Genomic DNA, 22,758 nt, shown 5'->3' on the forward strand with positions numbered 1-22,758 from the left:
CTTTTGCTTGCTCTTTTGCCTGTGCGAAAACACGGGCTATCTATTGAAATCAGGGGCCAGAGGCTGCTAAAGCCCGTCTCCAAGTTCGAAGTTTATCAAGGCGGCTCCTCCATGCCCTCCAAACGTCATATCGCGCGCGACATCAGCTATTCCTATGCTGGGCGCACCAAAGGTGGCCGCGCGATCATCCGAACCCTGGAAAACGTGACCGGTCGTATTCGTATGATCAAACGGGCTTCGGGCTATGAGCGCGACGTCGAAAATGGCGCCGATTTCTGGCAGGTGATGGTGGAACGCTATGGCCTGTCGTTGGACGTAACCAAAGGCTCGCTTGACAATATCCCCGCCGATGGCCCGCTGATCCTGATCGCCAACCACCCCTACGGCATTCTGGACGGTCTGATGATGGGCCATATGCTGTCAGAGCGACGCAATCGGGATTTCCGTATTCTGGCACACCGCGTGTTCCGCAAATCCGAAGACCTGAACAAGGTGGTTCTGCCGATCTCGTTCGATGAGGATCGCGAGGCGGTGAAGCTGAACCTGCAGACCCGCAAAGAGGCCGAGAAGTATCTGAAGGACGGCGGTGCGGTGGGCATCTTCCCGGGCGGCACCGTCAGCACCTCGGCGCGGCCGTTTTCCTATCCGATGGACCCGCATTGGCGCAATTTCACCGCCCGCATGATTGCCAAGTCCGGCGCCACTGTTGTGCCGGTCTTCTTCCAGGGCAACACTTCGCGGCTGTTCCAGGTGGCCAGCCACATGCACTACACGCTGCGGATGGGCCTGTTGATCAAGGAATTTGCCAAACGCGTGGACACCAAGGTGCAGGTGGTGATTGGCGATCCGATCCAGCCGGAAGAAATCCGCGCACGGGCCACCGACAGCAAAGAGCTGATGGATTTCCTGCGGAAATCGACCTACGATCTGTCCCCAACCCCGATCGAAACCCGCGAATACGGGTTCGAGTTCGAGGACAAACATAAGGCCGAGTTTCTGGCCCGTCAGAAGGCGTTTAAGGAAACTCGACAACATCGCTAACGATTGGTCTAATGAAGGGGCAGAAATAAGCCCCGCATGTGAGAGGCAGGCAAGAGATGGCAGTCGGCATTTTTGATTCCGGACTTGGGGGGCTGACCGTATTGGACGCCGTGACCAAGCGTCTTCCGGAGGTTCCCTTTGTTTATTTCGGTGACAATTCCCATGCCCCTTACGGTGTGCGGGACGCTGATGATGTCTACAACCTGACCACCGCCGCGGTGGAGCGGATGTGGGCCGAAGGCTGCGATCTGGTGATCCTTGCCTGCAACACCGCGTCTGCTGCCGCTCTGCGCCGGATGCAGGAGGGCTGGATCCCCGAAGACAAACGTGTGCTGGGTGTTTTTGTGCCATTGATCGAGGCCCTGACCGAACGAAAATGGGGCGACAACTCGCCGCCGCGTGAGGTGGAGGTCAAACATGTGGCGCTGTTCGCCACCCCTGCCACCGTTGCCAGTCGTGCCTTCCAGCGTGAACTGGCCTTCCGCGCCATCGGCGTGGATGTTGAGGCCCAGGCCTGTGGCGGTGTGGTTGATGCCATTGAAGACGGTGATATGATCCTGGCGGACGCCCTGGTGCGCAGCCATGTGGACGCGTTGACCCGGAAAATGCCAGAGCCGCAGGCGGCCATTCTGGGCTGCACCCATTACCCGCTGATGCATGACAGTTTTCAGGATGCGCTTGGCGCGGATGTGCAGGTCTATTCGCAGGCCAATCTGGTGGCCGAAAGCCTTGCTGACTATCTGGACCGCCATCCCAAGATGGTGGGCGCGGGGGAACAGTCGAAATTCCTCACCACCGGCAATCCCGCAAAGGTGTCGACCCGCGCAACCCAGTTCCTGCGGCGCGAAATCAAATTCGAACAGGCCTAAGGGCGTTTAGGGCTGGGCGGATCGCTTTGACCAAGGTCAAGGCTGCCGCTACCCTTCTTTGCGATACTCAGGCTATTCGGTCGCAGGCGTTGCCTCTTGCGCGGGCGCGCCGATCCCTTATGTCTGGGGCCAAGACCATAGCCGCGCGAAGGAGCCAGCCAAATGAAGGGCCTAAAGAAGAAACGTCGTATTCAGGTGATTGCGCTGGCCGTTGTTGCCCTGGCGCTGTCAACTGGGCTGATCGGCTATGCCATGCGCGACGGTATCAACTTCTTCCGCTCCCCGACCGAGGTGCTGGCGGAGCCACCGCGCGCAACCGAAGTGTTCCGCATTGGCGGGCTGGTCGAAGAGGGCTCGCTGAAGCGCGGTCAGGGGCAGGCGATCACCTTTAATGTGACCGATGGCAATGGCATTGTGCCGGTGACCTACAGAGGCATTCTGCCCGATCTGTTTGAAGAAAACCAAGGCATGATCGGCACTGGCAGCTACGTCAATGGTGTCTTTGAAGCCTCTGAAATCCTCGCCAAACATGACGAAACCTACATGCCGAAAGAGGTGGTGGACGCCTTGAAAGAGCAGGGTGTCTACGTCGAACCCGAAAGCTGAGCGTACGCAGGCTTTCACCGCTGTTAATCATTTGCCCCCAGTCTGAGCACAATCTCAGATTGGGGGTTTTCATGTCCGAAACAGGTGTAGAGAAACAGAAAGAGAAGTGGCGAGAAAAGCAGCCTGACGTGCGGCCCGATATTCGTCAGATCGCCCGTGAAATCGTCATGCGGGAGGGTGGATTTGTTAATGATCCTGACGATCCCGGCGGCGCCACGCAACATGGGGTGACCGTGGGCACCCTGCGGCGGCTTGGGCTGGATCTGGACGGCGACGGTGACGTGGATGCGCAGGACGTTCGGCGGGTCTCCAAGGCGCGCGCGGTCGAGATATTCCTTCAGCATTACTTCCGGCGTCCCGGTCTGGGGCAATTGCCGGCGGTGCTGCAGGCCTCGGTCTTTGACATGTATGTGAACGCAGGCGCCAATGCGGTGAAGATCCTGCAACGGCTGCTGCGGCAGATGGGCCATGAGCTGCGCGTCGACGGGGTGATCGGCCCCAGAACCGCCGCCGCGGCGGAGGCCGCCGCCAAAGTTGCGCCGCACCATCTGGCGGATGCCTATGGCATTGCGCGGCGCAATTACTATTTCCGTCTTGCCGACCGCCGCCCAGCGGCCCGCAAATTTGCCCGCACCCGATCGGGGGATAAAGGTGGCTGGATCAAACGGGCCGAAAGCTTCATCGACACACGCTATCACCTGACCGATCCCGAGTTTCAGCGGAGGGTGGCGGCATGGGGGTGATTGCGCAGATCCTGGACATGCTCTTTGGCTCAGGCGCGCGTGAGATGCGTCAGACGCTGGAGGTGTTTCGTGAAAACGCAGAAGGCGCGGCGGTGCGGGGCAATGCCCTGCGCCACGCCGCATTGGATCAGTTCGCCGCCGAGTTTGCCCATCCGCAGCCCAGCCGATTTGACCGTCTGATGGACGCGCTGAACCGGTTGCCACGTCCCGGCCTCGCGCTGGGAACGCTGGGGCTGTTAATTGCTGCGATGGTGGATCCGATCTGGTTTGCCGCACGGATGCAGGGCCTTACTCTGGTGCCTGAGCAGCTCTGGTGGTTGCTGGGGGTAATCGTTAGCTTTTACTTTGGCGCCCGCCATCAGGCCAAGGGCCAGGCGTTTCAGCGGGAAATGGGGGCGGTGATGATGCGCCTGCCGGTGGTGCTGGATCACCTCGATCAGATTGATCAGTTCGCCCCAGAGGTCGCTGAAAAGGCAGAGGAAAATCCGGCCCTGACCGCTTGGCAGACACAGGCTTCCAGCCCCCGGAACCCCGCGACAATGTGAACCGCGGCGTGCGTCGATTGCGATTGGCGCAACGCGCAACTCAGCGTATAACGCAGGCATGATTACAGAACTCGGTCACTTCGCCCTCATCCTTGCCTTTCTGGTCGCCATTGTGCAGGCCGTCATTCCCTTGATCGGGGCGCATAAGCGCTGGCCCGGCTGGATGGCGGTTGCGGAGCCTGCCGCCAACGCGCAGTTCCTGCTGACGGCCTTTGCCTTTGCGGCGCTGACATATGGTTTTGTAACCTCGGATTTCTCATTGCAGCTGGTGGTGCTGAACAGCCATTCACTGAAGCCGATGCTGTACAAAGTGTCCGGCGTCTGGGGCAATCACGAGGGCTCGATGTTGCTGTGGGTGCTGATCCTGACGCTGTTTGGCGCCTGTGCCAGTTGGTTTGGCGGCAATCTGCCCCCCACGCTGCGGGCGCGGGTGTTGGCGGTGCAATCGGCCGTGGCCGTGGCCTTTTTCGCCTTTATCCTGTTCACTTCGAACCCGTTTATCCGTCTGGCCATGCCGCCGATGGATGGGCAGGACCTGAACCCGCTGTTGCAGGATCCCGGTTTGGCCTTCCACCCGCCGTTCCTGTATCTGGGCTATGTGGGGCTTTCGATGACCTTCTCCTTTGCGGTTGCGGCCCTGATCGAAGGTCGGGTGGACGCCGCCTGGGGCCGTTGGGTGCGGCCCTGGACTTTGGCGGCCTGGATGTTCCTGACCGTTGGCATCGCGCTGGGATCGTGGTGGGCCTATTACGAACTGGGCTGGGGCGGCTTCTGGTTCTGGGATCCGGTTGAGAACGCCTCTTTCATGCCCTGGCTCATTGCGGCGGCACTGTTGCATTCCGCCATTGTTGTGGAAAAGCGGGAAGCGCTGAAAAGCTGGACCATCCTGCTGGCGATCATGGCCTTTGGCTTCTCTCTGATCGGGACGTTTATCGTGCGCTCTGGCGTCATCACCTCGGTGCATGCTTTTGCCAATGATCCTGAACGCGGCGTCTTTATTCTTGCCATTCTGGCGGTCTTCATGGGCGGGGCGCTGACGCTTTATGCCGCGCGGGCCTCAGCGATGGAGGCCAAGGGTATCTTTTCGATGGTGAGCCGCGAAAGCGCGCTGGTGATGAACAACATCTTGCTGGCGGTCAGCTGTTTTGTGGTCTTCATCGGCACAATCTGGCCGCTGGTGGCAGAGCTGGTCATGGGGCGCAAGCTTTCGGTTGGGGCGCCGTTTTTCAACATGGCCTTCACCCCTTTTATGGTGGTTCTGGCGATCCTGTTGCCGCTGGGGTCAATCATGTCGTGGAAACGCGCGCAGGTGGTTCGCAGCTTGAAACCGCTGGTGCCGGCCTTGGTGCTGTCGGTGGCGATCATGGGGCTGGCCTATGCGGTGCAATCCGGCCGCTCTCTGTTTGGCCCGATTGGCATGTTCCTAGGCACATGGCTGATTTTCGGCGCGCTTGTTGACCTCTGGCAACGGGCCGGTCGCAAGGACAAGCTGGCGCGTCTGCGCCGTCTGCCGCGGGCGGATTTGGGCAAGGCAACGGCCCACGCGGGTCTGGGCATCGTGTTCCTTGGCGTCTCTGGCCTGATGGCCTGGGAAGTGGAGGATATCCGGGTTGTTCAGGTCGGCGAACCCTTTGAAGTGGCTGGTTTTACCCTGACTTTGGACCGGGTGGAAAATGTCGAAGGGCCGAACTATCTCTCGACTATGGGCTGGGTCACCATTGCCAAAGAGGGTCAGGTGATTTCCGTGGTGAACCCGGAAAAGCGCACCTATCCGGTGGCGCGGATGCCCACCACCGAGGCGGGGATCGACAATGGGTTCCTGCGCGACGTCTATGTGGTGATCGGCGACGCTCAGGACAACGGAGGCTGGGCGGTGCGCAGCTACTACAAACCGCTGGCCAACTGGATCTGGGGCGGCTCGATCCTGATGGCTCTGGGCGGGATCCTGAGCCTGACCGACCGTCGCTACCGTGTTGCGGCAGGGGCGCGCAAACGCAAACCGGAAGGGGTGCCTGCGGAATGAAACAGCTGCTGTCATCGCTTGCTTTGGCCGTGTCATTGGTCCTGTCGGCGCCCGCACTGGCGGTGCAGCCGGATGAGATTTTGGTCGACCCTGCGTTGGAAGAACGGGCGCGGGAGATTTCCAAAGATCTGCGCTGTCTGGTCTGCCGGAACGAGAATATCGACGATTCAAATGCCGAACTGGCCCGCGACCTGCGCCTCCTGGTGCGGGAACGTCTGGTCGAGGGCGACAGCAACGGCGAAGTGATTGATTACGTTGTTGATCGATATGGGGAATACGTCCTCTTGAACCCGACCGCCCGAGGGGCCAATTGGATCCTGTGGTGGGCAGGTCCCATCATGCTGGTTTTGGGTCTGGGCATCGGGTTCAGCTTCCTCAGACGGCGCGAAAAGGCTGCTGAGCCTGTGGTCGCCGAATTGAGCGAAGAGGAACAGGCCCGGCTGAAGGAAATTATGGACGAATAACGCCGCGTCTGGGTTTTAACCGACTGCTTGGTCACCTATGCTGCGCGCGAGGATAAGGGAGTTCCCATGGAATACGAAACGATCAAGCTTGAGATCTCGAAGGACAAGGTCGCGATTCTGACGCTGAACCGTCCGGACAAGATGAATGCGCTGAACACCCAGATGCGCGCCGAGATTACCCATGCCGCCCAAGAGGCTGGCCGTGAGGCCCGTGTGCTGGTCATCACCGGTGCCGGTAAAGCGTTCTGCTCGGGGCAGGACCTGAGCGACCGTGCCAATGCCAACAACCTCGATCTGGAACGCACCCTGCGCGATGAATACGGCCCGATGCTGAAGGCGATCTACGATTGTCCGGTGCCGACCATTGCCGCTGTTAACGGCGCCGCAGCCGGGGCAGGGGCCAACCTGGCGCTGGCCGCCGATGTGGTGATCGCCAAGGAAAGCGCCTATTTCCTGCAGGCCTTCTCGCGCATTGGTCTGATCCCGGACGCCGGTGGATCGTATTGGATGACCCGCAACATGGGCATGGGCAAGGCGATGGGCGCCGCGCTGTTTGCTGATAAAATCTCGGCCCGTCAGGCAGATGACTGGGGGCTGATCTGGGAAGCGGTTGCAGATGAAGAGTTCACCGCCACTGCCAAAGCCCGCGCGCTGCATCTGGCGAAAGGGCCAACGCTGGCCTATGAGCACATCAAATCCACCATCCGCGGCAGCTGGGACAATTCGTTGGAACAGCAGCTGGAAATGGAAGGCCGCAAGCAGGGCGCTTGTGGGCAGAGCCGTGACTTCAAGGAAGGGGTTGTTGCCTTCCTCGAAAAGCGCCCGCCGCATTACGAAGGCCGTTAAGCCGGCGCTGTTACTAGACTGACCAAGGGGCGTCTTCGGGCGCCCTTTTTGCTGTGGCCCGTTCAGCCGCCTCATTGAAGGAAGGATTGCCGTTGTGTGTCCCGTTAAGTCGGCATGACGTTCGCAACCCTTGGAAGAGCGGCGCGACTCTGTGACCTCGCAGGGTCGAATTAGTCAACTTTTTCCAAGACTTGTCGTCTTTTTTCAGTGCAGACTGGTGCTGCGTAAAACCCACCTGCGTCTGGAGGGAAAATGTCTGTCAGCTACACAATCCTACCCGATCTCGGCATTCATTACGTGCGGTATGAAGGCCATCATCAAACGAATCAAACGGATCTACTGATCAAGGACTACCGTCGTGATCGCATGGTGCGCGCAGGGCTGCGGTCGGTGCTGGATTTTTCGCGGATCCTCAGTGCGGAACTTGACATCTCTAAGCGGCGCAAGCAGATGGATGCGCTTTATGGCCTGTTCAAAGATCCGGCGGTGGATTGGTGCATCACCTATTATTGCCCCACGGAGGTGTCCCGCGGCCTTACCGAGATGCAACAAAAAATGTGGGAGGCGCGGCCGGATGTGGACTTCCTGCTGGCCACCAAGATCGAGTCGATAGCAACCAAACTGGACGTACCGGTTAAGGTGATCCGAGATCTGGTGAACTACGAAGAGTAGAGCAAACGGCGGCGATTTAATTGCGACGGCAAATTAACACCGTCACATGACCCTACGGAATGCTACCCAAACCTGAAAACGTGTTCATAAAACGCTTCCCAAAATGGCATCTGCGGACCTAATCTGGGAGCTTCTTCGTTTTTGTAACTAATTTTCGACCAATTGGGTGTCTCATGGGTGTCGGCTATCGGGTGTTTTCGGAAATGGGTTTGCTCTATGTGCGCTATGTCGGCGTGCACAACACTCGCATGACGGAACAGCTCTACCAGCTCTACAATGACGACCCTGAGGTGACACCGGGGCTGATCTGCCTGCAGGATTGCTCCAAAATCACCAAGGCGCAATTGGATGTCGAGGCGCGGCGGCAACAGATGGCCCGGTATCGCGCCCGTCTGAAACATCCCGACCGCGATTGGCAGGTGCTGTATTACTGCCCGACCAAACTCAGCCACAGCCTGACAGAAATGCAGCGGATGCTCTGGCATGGCAGAGAGGGTGTGCAGTTTCAGATGGCGGACAGTCCGGTGATGTTGGCCGATATTCTACGACAACCTCTGGCCAGGATCGAGAAATTGCTGCGCTGCGATATCCGCTTCTCTGCTGGAAGACCAACAAGCCTGTCTGCCCGGTAACAACGCTTGATCGGCGGCGGCGCAAACGCTTTCATTGAATTTCCCAACAAACACGCTACGTTAGGTTTGCACGGACATTTTGGCTTAATGATTTAATAGGTCTCTGATGGGCGTTGGTTATAAGGTTTTTGAATCTCTGAACGTTTTATATGTGCGCTTTGACGGGACGCACACCATCCGTCTCGCGGATCAACTGCTGCCCCTTTATCGTCAGGATGAACACGTGAGACCCGGGCTGATCAGCCTGTTGGATTGCGCAGGTGTCACCGATGCGAAACTGGACGTGAACGCGCGGCTCGTGCAAATGGAAACTCTGTGCAACATGCTAAAAGACCCGCAACGGGACTGGCGTGTCGCCTATTTCTGCCCCACCAAGTTAAGCCGCAGTCTGACGGATATGCAACGGATGCTGTGGTCACGCTGGCAGGGGGTGCGGTTTGAAACATTAGAGTCAAAGATGGCATTGGCCAGCTATCTGGGCCAGCCCTTGTCTGTCATCGAAGACATGTTGGCCTGCGACGTCACCCCAGCTCCGCCGTCGCAACCTTAGTTATCACAATAGAAAAGGCCGCCCCGGGGGACGGCCTTTCTTGTTTCTGTATCAAAACCTTAGCGGTCTTCGACATCCACGTAGTCGCGGTTGATCTCACCCAGGTACAGCTGGCGCGGACGGCCGATTTTGTTCTGAGGATCGGCAATCATCTCTTTCCACTGCGATACCCAGCCAACGGTGCGCGACAGGGCAAAGATCGGGGTGAACATCGAGGTCGGGAAGCCGAGGGCTTCGAAAATGATGCCCGAATAGAAGTCGACGTTCGGGAACAGCTTCTTCTCAATGAAGTAGGGGTCTTCCAGCGCAATGCGCTCCAGCTCTTTGGCAACCTGCAAGAGCGGGTTGTTTTCGACACCCAGCAGTTCCAGCACTTCGTCGGCCGACTCTTTCAGAACCGTCGCACGCGGGTCGGTGTTTTTGTAAACACGGTGCCCAAAGCCCATCAGACGGAACGGATCGTTCTTGTCTTTGGCGCGTTCGATGAATTCCGGGATGCGGTCTACGGTGCCGATTTCCTTCAGCATTTCCAGACACGCCTGGTTGGCGCCACCGTGGGCCGGACCCCAGAGGCAGGCGATGCCCGCAGCGATACAGGCAAAGGGGTTGGCGCCCGAAGACGATGCCAGACGCACAGTCGAGGTCGAGGCGTTCTGTTCGTGATCGGCGTGGAGCGTGAAGATACGGTCCATTGCGCGGCTGACGATCGGGTTCACTTCGTACTGTTCGGCAGGCACCGAGAAGCACATGTGCAGGAAGTTCGCCGCGTAATCCAGATCGTTGCGCGGATACACAAACGGCTGACCGATCGAGTATTTATAGGCCATCGCGGCAATGGTCGGCATCTTGGCGATCAGACGGTGCGAAGCAATTTCGCGCTGACGTTCGTCGCTGATGTCGGTGCTGTCGTGATAGAAGGCCGCCATTGCGCCCACAACACCGACCATGATGGCCATCGGGTGCGCATCGCGACGGAATCCACGGAAGAAGTTGTGCATCTGCTCGTGGATCATGGTGTGGCGGGTGATCGTGGTCTCGAACTCCTCGATCTGGGCCGCGGTCGGCAGCGCGCCATACAGCAGCATGTAGCAGACTTCGAGGTAATGCGACTGACCGGCCAGCTGGTCGATCGGGTAGCCACGGTGCAGCAGCTCACCTTTGTTGCCATCGATATAGGTGATGGTGCTGTCGCAGGAGGCGGTGGAGGTGAAGCCCGGATCGTAGGTGAACACGCCGCCCTGTGCGTAGAGCTTGCGGATGTCGATCACATCGGGGCCAGCGGTGGGGCTGAACATTGGCAGCTCCAGAGTTTTCCCGTCAAACGTCAGCGTTGCGCTTTTGGTCGATTCCGTCATGGTTTTCCCTTCATCACATGGCCTTGCGCGCCCCGAAAGGCGCGCGTGGCTTCGATTGTTATCTTGGCTGAACGGGTGGGCCGTATCCCTCCCGTCAAGCAGCGGCGTCGGTCAGACGGGCAAGGGTCTCCTCCTGCCCAAGGACCAGCATCATGTCAAAAACACTAGGGGTTGCAGCCCGCCCGGCAAGAGCGGCGCGAAGTGGTCCGGCAAGTTTTCCGAACTTCATTCCCTGCGCTTCGGCAAACTGGTTGGCAATGGCCTCCAGTTCATCACGGGACCAGCTAACATTTTGCAGATGCGGCGTCAATTCCTTCAGTATACCACGGGATACATCAGTCAGGTGTTTGGCTGCTTTTTCTTCCACCTCTAACGGACGTGACGTCAGGGCAAAGGTCGATTTTTCAATGAGTTGCGGGAAGGTCTTGGCCCCGGACTTGGTGCAGTAGAGCGCCTTACGTAGAACTACGGTCTGCGCCTCACTCAGCGCGTCGGCCCCGGTCGCGGCCAGGAAAGCCTCAAGCTCATGCAGCACTGCAGCATCTTCTGTTGCGGCCATGTGCTGACCACAAAGGTTTTCCAGCTTCTTGAAATCGAAACGGGCCGGCGATTTGCCGATGCCGTTCATGCCAAACCAGTCCTGCGCCTGCGCATCGGTGAAGAACTCGTCATCGCCGTGGCTCCAGCCCAGACGGGCCAGATAGTTGCGCATGCCAGCCGCCGGATAACCCATCGCCTGATACTCTTCGACCCCCAGCGCACCGTGGCGTTTGCTGAGCTTCTTGCCGTCGCCACCGTGGATCAGCGGGATATGGCCCCAGACCGGCACATCCCAGCCCATCGCGTCATAGATCATCATCTGACGGGCGGCATTGTTCAGGTGGTCATCGCCGCGGATCACATGGGTCACGCCCATGTCGTGATCGTCCACCACCACGGCCAGCATATAAACCGGCGTCCCGTCCGAGCGCAGCAGGATCATATCGTCCAGCTGATCATTGCGGATGGTCACATCGCCCTGCACCTCATCCTTGATGACGGTGCTGCCTTCCTGCGGTGCCCTGATCCGCACCACATAGGGCGCATCGGGATGGCTGTCCGCGGCCGCATCACGCCAGGGTGAACGATAGTGGGTCGATTTGCCTGCAGCGCGGGCTTCGTCGCGGAAGGTCTGGATTTCTTCTTGTGTTGCGAAACACTTATAGGCTTTGCCCTCGGACAGCAGCTGGTTGGCGACCTCGGCGTGGCGATCGGCGCGTTCGAACTGGCTGATGACCTCACCATCGTGATCCAGCCCCAGCCATTCCATGCCTTTCAGGATGGCGGCGGTCGCCTCAGGGGTCGAGCGTTCGCGGTCCGTGTCCTCAATCCGCAGCAAGAACTTGCCGCCACGGCCCCGGGCATAGAGCCAGTTGAACAGCGCAGTGCGGGCGCCACCGATGTGCAGAAAACCGGTGGGAGACGGGGCGAAACGGGTCACGACTTGTGTCGACATGGGCGATTTAACCTTTCGGTAACCAGAGATGGCGTAAGTTTGCGGCCTGTCTATCCACGTGATGCTTAGGGGGCAAGGCTTGGTGTCTTTTGCGGCGGTCCTGCGCAGGGCTTACGGACCCATCGGTGCCGCGCTTCTGGCGCAGCGCGGCGGGTTGTTTCCTTGGGTACCAGTGTTTTTGGGGCTTGGGATCGGGGAATATTTCGCCCTGCCGGTGGAGCCTTCGGTTGGGCTTTTGTTTGGCTTGGCGATCATGGGGGTCGGCTCGGCGGCTGTTGCCTTGCGCTTACCTGTGTCTGTGGCGCCCTTGGTCTGGGCGTTGTGCTTGATGGCCGCAGGACTGGCCGTGGCGGGGGCGAGGGCCCATCTGGTGGCCGGGCCGGTTGTGACGTTCCGCTATTACGGGCCGGTGGAGGGCAGGGTGGTTGCGCTAGACCGGTCAGCTTCGGGCGCGGTGCGGGTGACATTGGACCGAGTGGTGCTGGACGATTTCGATCCCGCCAAGGTGCCACGGCATGTGCGCATCGCCCTGCATGGGGAGCAGAGGTTTCATGATCCCCGTCCTGGTGAAGTGGTCATCGTCACCGCCCATCTCTCGCCCCCCGGTGGTCCGGCGGAGCCTGGGGGTTTCGACTTCCGCCGCCATGCGTGGTTCCAGAAGATCGGCGCGGTGGGGTATACGCGCACCCCGCTGCTGCTACTGGATCCCGGAGGGGGGCAGTGGCTTGCGCGGTGGCGGCAGGCGCTTTCTTTACGCATTCAGACCCGGCTGAACGGCGAAGTGGGGGCCGTTGCTTCGGCTCTCATGACTGGTGATCGCGGTATGCTGCCGCCCATGCTGCTGGAGGATCTGCGTCGCGCCAATCTTGCGCATCTGCTGGCCATTTCCGGCCTTCATATGGGGCTGGTGACCGGTTTTGTCTTTGTGGTGACCCGCATCGGGCTGGCGGCCGTGCCCTACATTGGCCTGCGGGTGCCGACCAAGAAAATCGCAGCCTGCGTCGCCCTCCTCGTGGCAGCGGGATATCTGGCGCTGTCTGGCGCTAATGTCGCAACCGAGCGGGCCTTTGTGATGGTTGCCGTCATGTTGGGGGCGGTGCTGATCGACCGTCGCGCGCTGTCGTTGCGCGCGGTTGCTGTGGCGGCTTTGGTGGTGTTACTAGTGCGGCCCGAAAGTCTGCTAAGCCCCGGTTTTCAAATGTCTTTTTCTGCCACTACGGGGCTTGTTGCGGTCTTTGGTGTGCTGAGGGACCTGGATTGGGGACCCAAAGGCTGGCTCCGCTGGCCAGCGACTTTGGTGCTGTCCTCCGCCGTGGCCGGACTGGCAACAGCGCCCTTTGGGGCAGCGCATTTCAACATGGTGGCGCAACTGGGGCTGATTGCGAACCTGGCCTCGGTCCCTTTGATGGGCGCTATGGTGATGCCCGCCGCGGTGTGCGCGCTGCTGTTAATGCCACTGGGGTTGGAGGCGCTGCCGTTTTGGGTGATGGAGCAGGGTCTGCGCTGGATCCTTTTCGTGGCGTCCTGGGTGTCCGAGCGCGACTTGGCAGTACGGTTTGTTGTCAGCCCTTCCGGGCTGGTGTTGCCGATGCTGTCTTTGGGCGCTTTGTTATTGATCCTGTGGCGCGGTGTGTTGCGATGGGGCGGTGTGCCTATTGTCTTGCTGGCGCTTTTTCTATGGCTGCAGACCTCTCGACCGGATCTGTTGATCGCTGAAAACGCAGCACTTGTGGGGTTGAGGACGGAGGGCGGTCTGGCGCTGTCTCGTGGCAAGGGGGCGGGATTTGTCGCGGGCATCTGGCTGGAAAACGATGGTGATGGGGTCGCTCAGCCGGTGGCCGCTTCGCGTTGGCCGGACGGCGCCAGCGTCGCTGCCGCTTCCTTGATTGTTCTGCGCGGGAAAAAGGCAGCGGCATCTGCCAGCTGTCGCGTGGGAGATTGGGTGGTTTCCACCCATGAACTGGACACTGGGTTGCCCTGTGTCCACTCTGGCAAAGTGTTGACACCAGAGAGCTTGCGCCTTTCCGGCAGCCTGGCCGTCTACACCAGCAAAAACGGGCCGCGTATTGTCACGGCCCGTGAAATATCTGGGGAACGCCTGTGGAACGCCTGGGCCTGGCGACCGAAACGCGCGCCTTAATAGGTCCGGATCAAGCCGACCAGACGGCCCTGCACCTTGACCTTATCGGACGGGAAAATCCGCGTTTCATAGGCGGGGTTCGCCGCCTCCAGCGCGATGTTGGACCCTTTGCGGCGCAGGGTTTTCAAGGTGGCTTCGTGATCTTCGACCAGCGCGACAACAATCTCACCATCACTGGCGGTGCGGGTCTCGCGGATGATCACAACATCGCCGTCATTGATGCCCGCCTCAATCATTGAATCGCCTTTGACCTCCAGCGCGTAGTGATCGCCGCCTGCTGACAGCATCGAGCCGGGCACCGCAACATTGTGGCTAACCTCACTGATTGCTTCGATCGGGACACCAGCGGCAATCCGGCCCATGACCGGCAGTTCCATTGCGTGCACCACTTCCACCGGTTGTGCCGTGGGCGGGGTGCTGTCAGGGCGGCCGCCTTCAATCACAGCCGGTTTGAACGCGGGAGAGGGATCGCCCCCCATGCTTTCGGGCAGTTTCACAATCTCAATCGCGCGGGCGCGGTGGGCGAGACGACGAATGAAGCCCCGTTCCTCCAACGCGGTAATAAGACGGTGGATGCCAGATTTTGACCTTAGATCAAGGGCTTCCTTCATCTCATCAAAGGATGGCGGCACGCCGTCCTTTTGCACACGTTTGTGAATGAATTGCAGCAGATCGAGCTGTTTTTTGGTCAGCATGAGAGTGCACCCTTCGCCAGTAGGTTTGGGTTTGTTCTACTCATGTTCTTGTTTTGTGTCAACGCCCTAAAGAGAACACATCGGGAATATTGCTTAAACCTCGATGTATTTCATTAACGTTCCGGCTTGTTTCGGAGGATCGGACACCGGCCGCACGAGGAGGGCGTTGGCCTGTGACAGCACCGTCAGGATCGAACTGTCCTGATTGTCGAAAACATGCAGCTTGCCGTCGTCCAGACGGGCCCGCATGTAGTGTTCGCGGGGGCCATTTGCGGCGATTTCTTCCGCAAGCACCGCCTGTTTGCGCGCCCGTGGTTCCGCTGGCAGGCCAAGCATGGCGCGGATCAGCGGCTGCAGGAAGATCTCCCCGCAAACCATTGCAGATACTGGATTTCCGGGCAGGCCGACCATCATCATATCGCCCAGTCGACCGGCCATCAGTGGCTTGCCGGGACGCATTTTGACCTTGTAAAAGCTACGGTCCATTCCCAGTTCGGCCGAGACGGGGGCCACAAGGTCATGATCGCCGACAGACGCACCGCCGATGGTCACCACCAGATCCGCGCCTTCGGCGAGCGCAAAGGCGGTTTTCAAACTGTCGCTGTCATCCCGCGCGATGGGCAGAATTTTGGTTAACGCACCATGGCGATCCAGAAGCGCTTTCAACCCGAAAGTGTTGGAGGCGATGATCTGATCCGGCCCCGGCGTTTCGCCGGGCATCACCAGCTCGTTTCCGGTGGAGATCAGGGCCACGTCCGGCCGTTTGGCAACCGTGACTGTCGGAATGTTCATCGAGGCCAGAAGGGCGACATCGGCGGGTGAAATCACCCTCGGGGCGCGCAGCATATCGCCGGTCTGGAAGTCGCCTCCGGCCGGGCGGATGTTGTCGCCTTTTCCGGGGTCGCGGGCGATGGTGATCCTGTCACCACTGCGATCGATATCTTCCTGAATGACAACGAAAAAATCGCCGTCTGGCACTGGTGCGCCGGTGAAGATCCGGATCGCTTCACCCTTGGAGACGGGGCCATTGAAAGCCTGCCCTGCGGCGGCCTCGCCGATCACATCGAAAGAGGCACCCAACTGCAACCAATCGCGGTGCACCGCGTAGCCATCCATCGCCGCGGCGGCAAAGGGCGGTTGGGTGCGACGGGCCACAGCATCTTCAGCCAAAACACGCCCCGCGGCCTCCACCAGCGGGACACGCTCTGAATCCAAAGGACGCACCAACGCAAACAGGTTCGCAAGCGCCTCTTCGACAGAGATCATTGCGCCGCGGCCTCATAGCGGCCGGATTTGCCGCCGTCTTTGAGTTTCACATGGATGCCGCCGATTTCCATTGCTTTATCAACGGCTTTGATCATGTCGTAGACGGTCAGCGCGGCGGTGGAGACAGCGGTGAGCGCCTCCATCTCGACGCCGGTCTGGCCTGTGGTTTTCACCGTGCCTTCGATCCGCACGCCGGGCAGATCCGGGTCCAGAACCAGTTCAACGGCAACTTTGGTGACGGGCAGGGGGTGGCACAGCGGGATCAGATCGGGGGTTTTCTTGGCCCCCATGATGCCGGCCAAACGGGCCACGCCCAAGACGTCGCCTTTCTTGGCCTTGCCTTCCGAGATCATCTGGTAAGTCGCCTCCGCCATGCGCACCCAGCCGGCGGCGGTGGCGATGCGGCTGGTGACGGCTTTGTCGGAAACATCCACCATATGGGCGTCGCCCTTGGCGTCGAAATGGGTCAGTCCGCTCATGCTCACATCCCCGCTGCGGTCAAGGGGTTGGCCAGCAGACGGCGGGTGGCCGCGGTGACATCTTCGTTGCGCATCAGGCTTTCGCCGATCAGGAAGGTACGGGCGCCGTGACGGGCCATATCGGCCAGATCTTCCGGGCTGTTGAGGCCGCTCTCCGAGATCAGCATACGGTCCGCAGGCACCTGTTTGGACAGGATGCGGGTGGTGTCCAGCGTGGTCTCAAAGGTTTTGAGGTTGCGGTTGTTGATGCCGATCAGGTTGGATTTCAGTGCGGTTGCACGTTCCAGCTCTTCAGCGTCATGCACCTCGATCAATGCGTCCATGTCCCATTCAAATGCGGCCGCTTCCAGTTCCTGCGCCTGTGCGTCGCTGACAGAGGCCATGATGATCAGGATACAGTCTGCCCCCAATGCGCGCGCCTCAGCCACCTGATAGGTGTCATACATGAAATCCTTACGCAGCACCGGAAGGCTGACGGCTTCACGGGCGGCGACGAGGAAGTCTTTGGCCCCTTGGAAGGAGGGCGTGTCGGTCAGGACGGACAGGCAGGTCGCACCGCCGTCTTCATAGGCTTTGGCCAGCACCGGCGGGTTGAAATCGGCGCGGATCAGGCCTTTGGACGGGCTGGCTTTTTTCACTTCGGCAATCAACCCGTAACCTTCGCGGTTTGCCTTGGCGAGCGCCGCGCCAAACGGGCGCACGGGGCTGGCTTCGCGGGCCTCGGCCTCTACCGCTTCGAGAGGTTTGGCAGCCTTGTCGGCGGCGACCTCTTCCAGCTTATAGGCTTTGATCTTGTCCAGAACGGTGCCGGTCTGACCGGCGGTGGTGTCGGTGCTCATTTTGCCCCCGAAGTGATATTTGCCAGAGTTTGCACGGATTTCAGCGCTGCACCGCTATCGATGCTTTCAACCGCGATTTCAACACCTTCTTTGAGGGTGTTGACCTTATCCGCCACCATCAGCGCGGCGGCTGCGTTCAGAAGCACCGCATCACGGTAGGCGGATTTTTCGCCCTCCAGCAAGGCCTTTAGCGCCAGACCGTTTTCTTCTGGCGAACCACCCAGGATATCACGCAGCCGGTGGACCGGCAGGCCGGCATCTTCGGGGTGAACCTCCAGCGGGGTGATCTTGCCGTTGTCGAGCACAGCCACCTGCGTGGTGCCGGTGATGGTCAGCTCATCGGTGCCGTCCGAGCCGTGGACCAGCCAGGCTTTCTCGCTGCCAAGTTCCATCAGGGTTTCCGCCATCGGGAAGATCAGGTCAACGGCAAAGGCGCCGGTCAGCTGACGTTTCACACCGGCCGGATTGGTCAGCGGGCCAAGGATGTTGAAGATGGTTTTGCAGCCCAGTTCCTGGCGCACCGGCATCACGTGTTTCATCACCGGGTGATGCATTGGGGCCATCATGAAACCGATACCCGCCTCATGGATGCCACGTTCTACCACATCGGGCTGTACCATAACGTCGATGCCCAGCTGCCCCAGCGCATCTGCGGCACCGGATTTTGAGCTGAGGTTGCGGTTGCCGTGTTTCGCCACAGGCACGCCAGCGCCCGCCACAACAAAGGCCGTTGCGGTGGAGATGTTCAGCGTCCCGATCCCGTCGCCGCCGGTGCCAACGATGTCCATCGCCCCGTCCGGCGCGTTTACCGGAATGGCCTTGGCCCGCATCTGGGCAGCCGCAGCGGCATATTCGGCCACGGATTCCCCACGGGCCCGCATCGACATCAGTAAACCACCAACCTGTGCGGGTGTTGCGCCGCCTTCAAACAGGATTTCAAAAGCCATATCCGCCTGCGCCCGGCTGAGCGGGCCTTCGGAGGCCGCAAAAATAAGCGGTTTGATCTGGTCGGTCATGCCGGCACCTTCATAATATCAAGAAAATTCTGCAACAGTTTATGGCCATGCTGCGAGGCAATGGATTCCGGATGGAACTGCACCCCGTGGATCGGCAGCTCTTTGTGCTGCAGCCCCATGATGGTGCCATCTTCCAGCGCGGCGGTGATTTCCAGACACTCCGGCAGGCTGTCACGCTCCACCACTAGGGAATGGTAGCGGGTGGCCTCAAACGGGGTCGGCAAGCCTTTGAACAGACCCAGATCATCGTGGTGCATCAGACCCATCTTGCCATGCACAATCTCGTGGCAGCGCACCACCTTGCCGCCAAAGGCCTGACCAATGGTCTGATGGCCCAGGCAGACGCCCATCAACGGGGTTTTGGTTTCGGCGGCGGCTTCGGTCAGCGCCAGACAGATCCCCGCCTGATCCGGATCGCAGGGGCCGGGAGACAGCAGGATACCCGCGGGCTGCATCGCCATGGCTTCCTGCACATCCAGCGCATCATTGCGTTTAACCACCACCTCGGCGCCCAATTCGCCCAGATAGTGAACCAAATTATAGGTGAAACTGTCGTAATTATCGATCAGAAGCAGCATGGCGCCCATCTTTGTTCTTTGCGGGGCTGGAACGCCCCCTCAGTCGCGGTATACTTGTTCAGGCTTGCGCCCGAGCGTCAAGGGGGGCAGGGGTGACAAACAGGCCGGAAAACGGTCCTGACGCAAGAAGATGAGGGAGCACACGTGGCACGCAGCAGTTTAAGCGGATTTCTTCTGGGCACAGTGGTGGCCTTTGGTGGTGTTGCGGCGATTTCGGTCACGCAGACGTTGAACGCCCCTGCGCCGGAAGCGGCCAATGTGAACCTGCCTGCGGGCAGCGGATTTGATGGCGCCCGTGAAGACCGTGCCGCGGCGCTGCCGGGCAGTGACCCGGTGGACGCCCCTTCTGAGGCAGAGCGGGCCACGCCCCCTGCCGCAGACGACGCATCCGGTATATCCGGCGTTGACACAGCGCCCGCAGAACAACCCGAAACCGGTGACGCCAGCGCAGCGCTCGCCGCGCCAGAGGTTGCCTCTGAGGATCTGCCAAGTGGCACTGTGAGCGGCGATGCCAGTCCTCGTGCTGACGCGCCCAGCCTGCCATCCGTCGGTACGGATGCGCCGGTCTCAGCGGTGCCGTCGCGCCCTGTGAACCCAGATGTTGGTGATGCCCCCGAAATGGCAGCGCTGCCCGACAGTGCGGAGGCCGCGCCCACCGCACCTGCGGTAGAGGCAAATCAACCGGTTGCAGGCACACCGTCGGCGCCGGTTGCAGATACGCCCGAGGCCGCCCCCGAAGCGGCCACCCCGCTGCCAGAAGCCGAAGTGGGCGCGGTCACTGCCGCGCCGCAGCCCGCGGCGCCCGGTGCCGCGCCGGATCTGCCTGCGGCCGGGACTGATGACAAACCCGCCATGACCATTGGCCGCCCAGAGATCAGCGACGATCGCGAACCGGCTGTAATTGTTGCCATTCCTCAGGAAGAAGCGCCGAAACGTCCGGCCTTGCCGAAAGTGGGTGAAGCCGTTTCCGACACGCCGCGCATTGGCAAGCCCGCGACTCGTCTGACCGAACGCGAAGATCCTGCGCAGCCCGCTCGCAGTGAGGCGGCTGATGCCGCTGCAGAACCGGTGGGGCCCGTGGCCGAGGATCTGCCACCGCTGCAAGCCTTTGCAGCGCCCTTCGACAACCCCGACAACAAACCGCTGATGTCGATTGTCCTGTTGGATCGCGGCACCTCCGACATCGGGGTGGAGGCGCTTTCGGCCTTTCCCTATCCGCTGACCTTCGCGGTTGATGTGACCAGCCCCGAAGCGCTGGCGCGGATGGAGCGTTACCGCAAAGCGGGCTTTGAGGTCATGGCCCTCACCGACATTCCCGAAGGCGCCACGGGCGGCGATACGGAAACCCTGCTGCGGGCTGGCCTGCGGGAGCTTCCCGAAGTTGTCGCCGTGATGGAAGGCGACCAGAACGGGCTGCAATCCGGTAAGGCGATTTCCGATCAGGTGTCGGCGGTATTGCAGGAAACAGGCCACGGCGTGGTCTATTTTGCGCAAGGCCTGAACACGGCACAGAAGCTGGCGGTGAAAAATGGCGTTGCGGCGGCGGCTGTGTTCCGGGATTTCGACAGCAAAGGCCAAAGCGCCACGGTGATCCGGCGCTTTCTTGATGGCGCCGCCTTTAAGGCCCGTCAGCAGCCCGAAGGCGTGGTGATGGTGGGGCGTTTGCAGCCGGAAACCATCTCAGCGCTACTGCTCTGGGGGCTGCAGGATCGTGCCACCCGTGTGGCCTTGGCGCCGATCTCGGCAGTGCTGAACGCGGCGCAGAACTGACTTTAGGCGTCGCGCCATTGGCCGGGCTGCAACCCGGCCAAATGCCAATCGTCAATCCGCACCCGGATCAACCGCAGGGTGGGGAACCCCACTGCGGCGGTCATCCGGCGCACCTGCCGATTTCGGCCTTCGGATATGGTCAACTCCAGCCAGCTGTCGGGAATGGACTTGCGCACCCGAATGGGCGGCACACGGTCCCAGACCTCAGGCGCCTCCAACCGGGTGGCTTTGGCGGGGCGGGTCAGCCCGTCCTTCAACTCCACCCCTTTGCGCAGGCGCGCAAGGGCATCATCTGAAATCTCGCCTTCAACCTGCGCCCAATAGGTTTTGGTCATCTTGTGTTTCGGATTCGAGATTTTGGCCTGTAGTTTACCATTGTCGGTCAGGACCATCAGGCCTTCGCTGTCGCGGTCCAACCGCCCGGCGGGGTAGACCTTGGGCACGTCGATGTAATCGGACAGGGTGGCCCGTTTGCTGCCTTCGGTGCCGCGGTCGGTGAATTGCGACAACACGTCAAAAGGCTTGTTGAACAGGATCACCCGCGTCACACCGCGCCCCTCTCAATGGTCCAAAAATACTCCCGCCGGAGGCAGCGCCGTCAGGCGCCCCTCTGACAGAATGGTCAGCTGTTGCCGTCGCGGGTAAAGCGCGCCGCATCGGCAGCGGCACGACGGATCGCGTTGGATTTATGCACGGTTTCCATAAACTCTGCCTCGGGGTCGCTGTCATAAACAACACCACCGCCGGCCTGAATATAGAGTTTCTTGTCCTTCACGATGGCGGTGCGTAGGGCGATACACATGTCCATATCACCGCCCGCACTGAAGTAGCCCAGACCGCCGCCGTAGATACCGCGTTTTTCCGGCTCCAACTCGTCGATGATCTCCATCGCGCGCACTTTCGGCGCACCGGAGACAGTGCCTGCGGGCATACCGGCGAAATAGGCATCAACCGCGTCTTTGCCCTCGTCCAGCTCGCCAATCACGTTGGAAACGATGTGCATGACGTGGCTGTAGCGTTCGATGATGAACTCTTCGGTGGGTTTCACCGTGCCGATTTTGGCGACCCGACCCACGTCATTGCGGCCAAGGTCCAAGAGCATGAGGTGTTCGGCCAGCTCTTTCTTATCGGCCAGCAGATCAGCCTCCAGCGCCTTGTCTTCCGCCGGTGTTGCGCCACGGGGGCGGGTGCCGGCGATGGGGCGGATGGTGACCTCTTTGTCAAACACCCGCACCAGAATTTCGGGGCTGGCGCCAATGACCTGAAAACCGCCGAAGTTGAAGTAGAACATAAACGGCGAAGGGTTGGTACGGCGCAGCGATCGGTAGAGCGCGAAGGGCGGCAGGGTGAAGTCCTGCGTCCAGCGCTGGCTTGGCACCACCTGGAAGATGTCTCCGGCGCGGATGTAATCCTTGGCCTTTTCTACAGCTTCCAGATAGGCCTCTTTGGCAAAGTTCGACTGCGGCGGCGCAACCTCTTCGGCGTCACCCAGATCGCGGCTGGCCTTGGGCAGGGCGCGTTCCATGTCGCGCACCGCGTCCATCACCCGTTCGGCAGCCTGCGCATAGGCGGCGCGCGCCGACTGGCCATCGTTCACCCAAGCGGGCGACACCACGGTCACGTCACCCTTCACCCCGTCCAGAACCGCAACGACCGAGGGCCGCATCATCACCGCATCGGGAACGCCAAGCGGATCAGGGTTCACGTTGGGCAGGTGTTCCACCAGACGGATGGTGTCATAGCCGAGATAGCCAAACAGGCCGGCTGCCGCCGAGGGCAGATCCTCGGGCAGGTCGATTTTGCTTTCGCCGATCAGGGCGCGCAGATTGTCCAGCGGATTGCCGGCCTGATCCTCAAAGGCGTCCGGGTCAAACCGCGCCATGCGGTTGATCTGGCTTTGCTCCCCATGGCACCGCCAGATGGTGTCGGGCTTCATACCAATGATCGAGTAGCGACCGCGCACTTCGCCACCGGTTACCGATTCCAGCATGAAAGCGTCTTTTTGCGCGCCGGACAGCTTCAGCATCAGCGACACAGGTGTGTCGAGATCAGCGGCCAAGCGGGCATAGACCACCTGGTTTTCGCCCGCCTCATAGGCTTTGGCGAAATCGTCGTAGGAGGGGATCAGTTCCAC

The 22,758-nt window shown here is 60.5% G+C and carries 23 protein-coding genes; 13 read left to right on the forward strand and 10 right to left on the reverse strand.

The window, feature by feature from the left end; genetic code table 11:
- Positions 1-111 precede the first annotated feature (111 nt).
- The 11 genes from SIC14_RS15835 to SIC14_RS15885 all read left to right on the forward strand — a co-directional run bounded on the left by SIC14_RS15835 (position 112) and on the right by SIC14_RS15885 (position 8,991).
- Complete coding sequence (locus SIC14_RS15835) at positions 112-1,041, forward strand: lysophospholipid acyltransferase family protein (protein WP_412562880.1); 930 nt, start codon at positions 112-114, stop codon at positions 1,039-1,041.
- A 56-nt stretch (positions 1,042-1,097) separates the two neighbouring features.
- Complete coding sequence (locus SIC14_RS15840) at positions 1,098-1,910, forward strand: glutamate racemase (protein ID WP_412562881.1); 813 nt, start codon at positions 1,098-1,100, stop codon at positions 1,908-1,910.
- A gap of 162 nt (positions 1,911-2,072) precedes the next feature.
- Positions 2,073-2,516 (forward strand): cytochrome c maturation protein CcmE, encoded by a 444-nt coding sequence (gene ccmE, locus SIC14_RS15845; protein ID WP_412562882.1) that lies wholly within the window; start codon positions 2,073-2,075, stop codon positions 2,514-2,516.
- A gap of 167 nt (positions 2,517-2,683) precedes the next feature.
- Positions 2,684-3,259, forward strand: a complete 576-nt coding sequence (locus SIC14_RS15850; RefSeq protein WP_412565881.1) for a holin-associated N-acetylmuramidase — start codon at positions 2,684-2,686, stop codon at positions 3,257-3,259.
- Positions 3,250-3,804, forward strand: a complete 555-nt coding sequence (locus SIC14_RS15855; protein WP_412562883.1) for a 3TM-type holin — start codon at positions 3,250-3,252, stop codon at positions 3,802-3,804. The genes SIC14_RS15850 and SIC14_RS15855 overlap by 10 nt, the downstream gene beginning before the upstream one ends.
- A gap of 58 nt (positions 3,805-3,862) precedes the next feature.
- Positions 3,863-5,827, forward strand: a complete 1,965-nt coding sequence (locus SIC14_RS15860; protein ID WP_412562884.1) for a heme lyase CcmF/NrfE family subunit — start codon at positions 3,863-3,865, stop codon at positions 5,825-5,827.
- Entirely contained in the window at positions 5,824-6,291 is a 468-nt protein-coding gene (locus SIC14_RS15865) for a cytochrome c-type biogenesis protein CcmH (RefSeq protein WP_412562885.1), read from the forward strand. The genes SIC14_RS15860 and SIC14_RS15865 overlap by 4 nt, the downstream gene beginning before the upstream one ends.
- 66 nt (positions 6,292-6,357) lie before the next feature.
- Entirely contained in the window at positions 6,358-7,137 is a 780-nt protein-coding gene (locus SIC14_RS15870) for an enoyl-CoA hydratase-related protein (protein WP_412562886.1), read from the forward strand.
- Positions 7,138-7,389: 252 nt separating this feature from the next.
- The gene (locus SIC14_RS15875; protein ID WP_412562887.1) at positions 7,390-7,809 is read left to right on the forward strand and encodes a hypothetical protein; all 420 of its coding nucleotides are present in this window, start codon (positions 7,390-7,392) and stop codon (positions 7,807-7,809) included.
- A 173-nt stretch (positions 7,810-7,982) separates the two neighbouring features.
- Positions 7,983-8,441, forward strand: a complete 459-nt coding sequence (locus SIC14_RS15880) for a hypothetical protein (protein ID WP_412562888.1) — start codon at positions 7,983-7,985, stop codon at positions 8,439-8,441.
- Between the two features lie 223 nt (positions 8,442-8,664).
- Positions 8,665-8,991: a hypothetical protein gene (locus SIC14_RS15885; protein ID WP_412562889.1), complete on the forward strand. Its 327-nt coding sequence runs from the start codon at positions 8,665-8,667 to the stop codon at positions 8,989-8,991.
- Positions 8,992-9,050: 59 nt separating this feature from the next.
- Here the strand turns inward: SIC14_RS15885 and gltA are convergent, their stop codons facing one another.
- Together gltA and gltX are read right to left on the reverse strand one after the other, a co-directional pair.
- Positions 9,051-10,346, reverse strand: a complete 1,296-nt coding sequence (gltA, locus tag SIC14_RS15890; RefSeq protein WP_412562890.1) for a citrate synthase — start codon at positions 10,344-10,346, stop codon at positions 9,051-9,053.
- Positions 10,347-10,440: 94 nt separating this feature from the next.
- Positions 10,441-11,841 (reverse strand): glutamate--tRNA ligase, encoded by a 1,401-nt coding sequence (gltX, locus tag SIC14_RS15895; RefSeq protein ID WP_412562891.1) that lies wholly within the window; start codon positions 11,839-11,841, stop codon positions 10,441-10,443.
- Between the two features lie 82 nt (positions 11,842-11,923).
- Here gltX and SIC14_RS15900 point away from each other — a divergent pair, with 82 nt between their 5' ends.
- Positions 11,924-13,981, forward strand: coding sequence for a ComEC/Rec2 family competence protein (locus SIC14_RS15900; protein WP_412565882.1), 2,058 nt, complete (start codon positions 11,924-11,926; stop codon positions 13,979-13,981).
- Here the strand turns inward: SIC14_RS15900 and lexA are convergent.
- The 6 genes from lexA to SIC14_RS15930 all read right to left on the reverse strand — a co-directional run bounded on the left by lexA (position 13,978) and on the right by SIC14_RS15930 (position 18,854).
- Entirely contained in the window at positions 13,978-14,676 is a 699-nt protein-coding gene (lexA, locus tag SIC14_RS15905) for a transcriptional repressor LexA (protein ID WP_412562892.1), read from the reverse strand. The genes SIC14_RS15900 and lexA overlap by 4 nt on opposite strands.
- 93 nt (positions 14,677-14,769) lie before the next feature.
- On the reverse strand, positions 14,770-15,942 hold the full coding sequence (gene glp, locus SIC14_RS15910) for a gephyrin-like molybdotransferase Glp (RefSeq protein WP_412562893.1): 1,173 nt from the start codon (positions 15,940-15,942) through the stop codon (positions 14,770-14,772).
- Positions 15,939-16,421, reverse strand: a complete 483-nt coding sequence (moaC, locus tag SIC14_RS15915) for a cyclic pyranopterin monophosphate synthase MoaC (protein WP_412562894.1) — start codon at positions 16,419-16,421, stop codon at positions 15,939-15,941. Before moaC ends, glp begins: the two co-directional genes overlap by 4 nt.
- A gap of 2 nt (positions 16,422-16,423) precedes the next feature.
- Positions 16,424-17,260: an indole-3-glycerol phosphate synthase TrpC gene (gene trpC / locus SIC14_RS15920; protein ID WP_412562895.1), complete on the reverse strand. Its 837-nt coding sequence runs from the start codon at positions 17,258-17,260 to the stop codon at positions 16,424-16,426.
- Positions 17,257-18,276, reverse strand: coding sequence for an anthranilate phosphoribosyltransferase (gene trpD / locus SIC14_RS15925; protein WP_412562896.1), 1,020 nt, complete (start codon positions 18,274-18,276; stop codon positions 17,257-17,259). Before trpD ends, trpC begins: the two co-directional genes overlap by 4 nt.
- Positions 18,273-18,854: an anthranilate synthase component II gene (locus SIC14_RS15930; RefSeq protein WP_412562897.1), complete on the reverse strand. Its 582-nt coding sequence runs from the start codon at positions 18,852-18,854 to the stop codon at positions 18,273-18,275. Before SIC14_RS15930 ends, trpD begins: the two co-directional genes overlap by 4 nt.
- A gap of 144 nt (positions 18,855-18,998) precedes the next feature.
- Between SIC14_RS15930 and SIC14_RS15935 the strand changes: the two genes are divergently transcribed.
- Positions 18,999-20,624: a divergent polysaccharide deacetylase family protein gene (locus tag SIC14_RS15935; RefSeq protein WP_412562898.1), complete on the forward strand. Its 1,626-nt coding sequence runs from the start codon at positions 18,999-19,001 to the stop codon at positions 20,622-20,624.
- A 2-nt stretch (positions 20,625-20,626) separates the two neighbouring features.
- Here the strand turns inward: SIC14_RS15935 and SIC14_RS15940 are convergent, their stop codons facing one another.
- Both SIC14_RS15940 and trpE read right to left on the reverse strand, forming a co-directional pair.
- The gene (locus SIC14_RS15940; protein ID WP_412562899.1) at positions 20,627-21,172 is read right to left on the reverse strand and encodes a pseudouridine synthase; all 546 of its coding nucleotides are present in this window, start codon (positions 21,170-21,172) and stop codon (positions 20,627-20,629) included.
- A gap of 74 nt (positions 21,173-21,246) precedes the next feature.
- Positions 21,247-22,758 (reverse strand): anthranilate synthase component I, encoded by a 1,512-nt coding sequence (gene trpE, locus SIC14_RS15945; protein ID WP_412562900.1) that lies wholly within the window; start codon positions 22,756-22,758, stop codon positions 21,247-21,249.

Source organism: Thalassobius sp. MITS945101 (genome assembly GCF_047123305.1).
GTDB lineage: Bacteria > Pseudomonadota > Alphaproteobacteria > Rhodobacterales > Rhodobacteraceae > Thalassobius.

Excerpts from the sequence above, each read along its gene's own strand:
- SIC14_RS15835 (WP_412562880.1), top strand. The coding sequence starts at position 112 with ATGCCCTCCAAACGTCATATCGCGCGCGACATCAGCTATTCCTATGCT.
- SIC14_RS15840 (WP_412562881.1), top strand. The coding sequence starts at position 1,098 with ATGGCAGTCGGCATTTTTGATTCCGGACTTGGGGGGCTGACCGTATTG.
- ccmE (WP_412562882.1), top strand. The coding sequence starts at position 2,073 with ATGAAGGGCCTAAAGAAGAAACGTCGTATTCAGGTGATTGCGCTGGCC.
- SIC14_RS15850 (WP_412565881.1), top strand. The coding sequence starts at position 2,684 with ATGCGGGAGGGTGGATTTGTTAATGATCCTGACGATCCCGGCGGCGCC.
- SIC14_RS15855 (WP_412562883.1), top strand. The coding sequence starts at position 3,250 with ATGGGGGTGATTGCGCAGATCCTGGACATGCTCTTTGGCTCAGGCGCG.
- SIC14_RS15860 (WP_412562884.1), top strand. The coding sequence starts at position 3,863 with ATGATTACAGAACTCGGTCACTTCGCCCTCATCCTTGCCTTTCTGGTC.
- SIC14_RS15865 (WP_412562885.1), top strand. The coding sequence starts at position 5,824 with ATGAAACAGCTGCTGTCATCGCTTGCTTTGGCCGTGTCATTGGTCCTG.
- SIC14_RS15870 (WP_412562886.1), top strand. The coding sequence starts at position 6,358 with ATGGAATACGAAACGATCAAGCTTGAGATCTCGAAGGACAAGGTCGCG.
- SIC14_RS15875 (WP_412562887.1), top strand. The coding sequence starts at position 7,390 with ATGTCTGTCAGCTACACAATCCTACCCGATCTCGGCATTCATTACGTG.
- SIC14_RS15880 (WP_412562888.1), top strand. The coding sequence starts at position 7,983 with ATGGGTGTCGGCTATCGGGTGTTTTCGGAAATGGGTTTGCTCTATGTG.
- gltA (WP_412562890.1), bottom strand. The coding sequence starts at position 10,346 with ATGACGGAATCGACCAAAAGCGCAACGCTGACGTTTGACGGGAAAACT.
- gltX (WP_412562891.1), bottom strand. The coding sequence starts at position 11,841 with ATGTCGACACAAGTCGTGACCCGTTTCGCCCCGTCTCCCACCGGTTTT.
- lexA (WP_412562892.1), bottom strand. The coding sequence starts at position 14,676 with ATGCTGACCAAAAAACAGCTCGATCTGCTGCAATTCATTCACAAACGT.
- glp (WP_412562893.1), bottom strand. The coding sequence starts at position 15,942 with ATGATCTCTGTCGAAGAGGCGCTTGCGAACCTGTTTGCGTTGGTGCGT.
- moaC (WP_412562894.1), bottom strand. The coding sequence starts at position 16,421 with ATGAGCGGACTGACCCATTTCGACGCCAAGGGCGACGCCCATATGGTG.
- trpC (WP_412562895.1), bottom strand. The coding sequence starts at position 17,260 with ATGAGCACCGACACCACCGCCGGTCAGACCGGCACCGTTCTGGACAAG.
- trpD (WP_412562896.1), bottom strand. The coding sequence starts at position 18,276 with ATGACCGACCAGATCAAACCGCTTATTTTTGCGGCCTCCGAAGGCCCG.
- SIC14_RS15930 (WP_412562897.1), bottom strand. The coding sequence starts at position 18,854 with ATGCTGCTTCTGATCGATAATTACGACAGTTTCACCTATAATTTGGTT.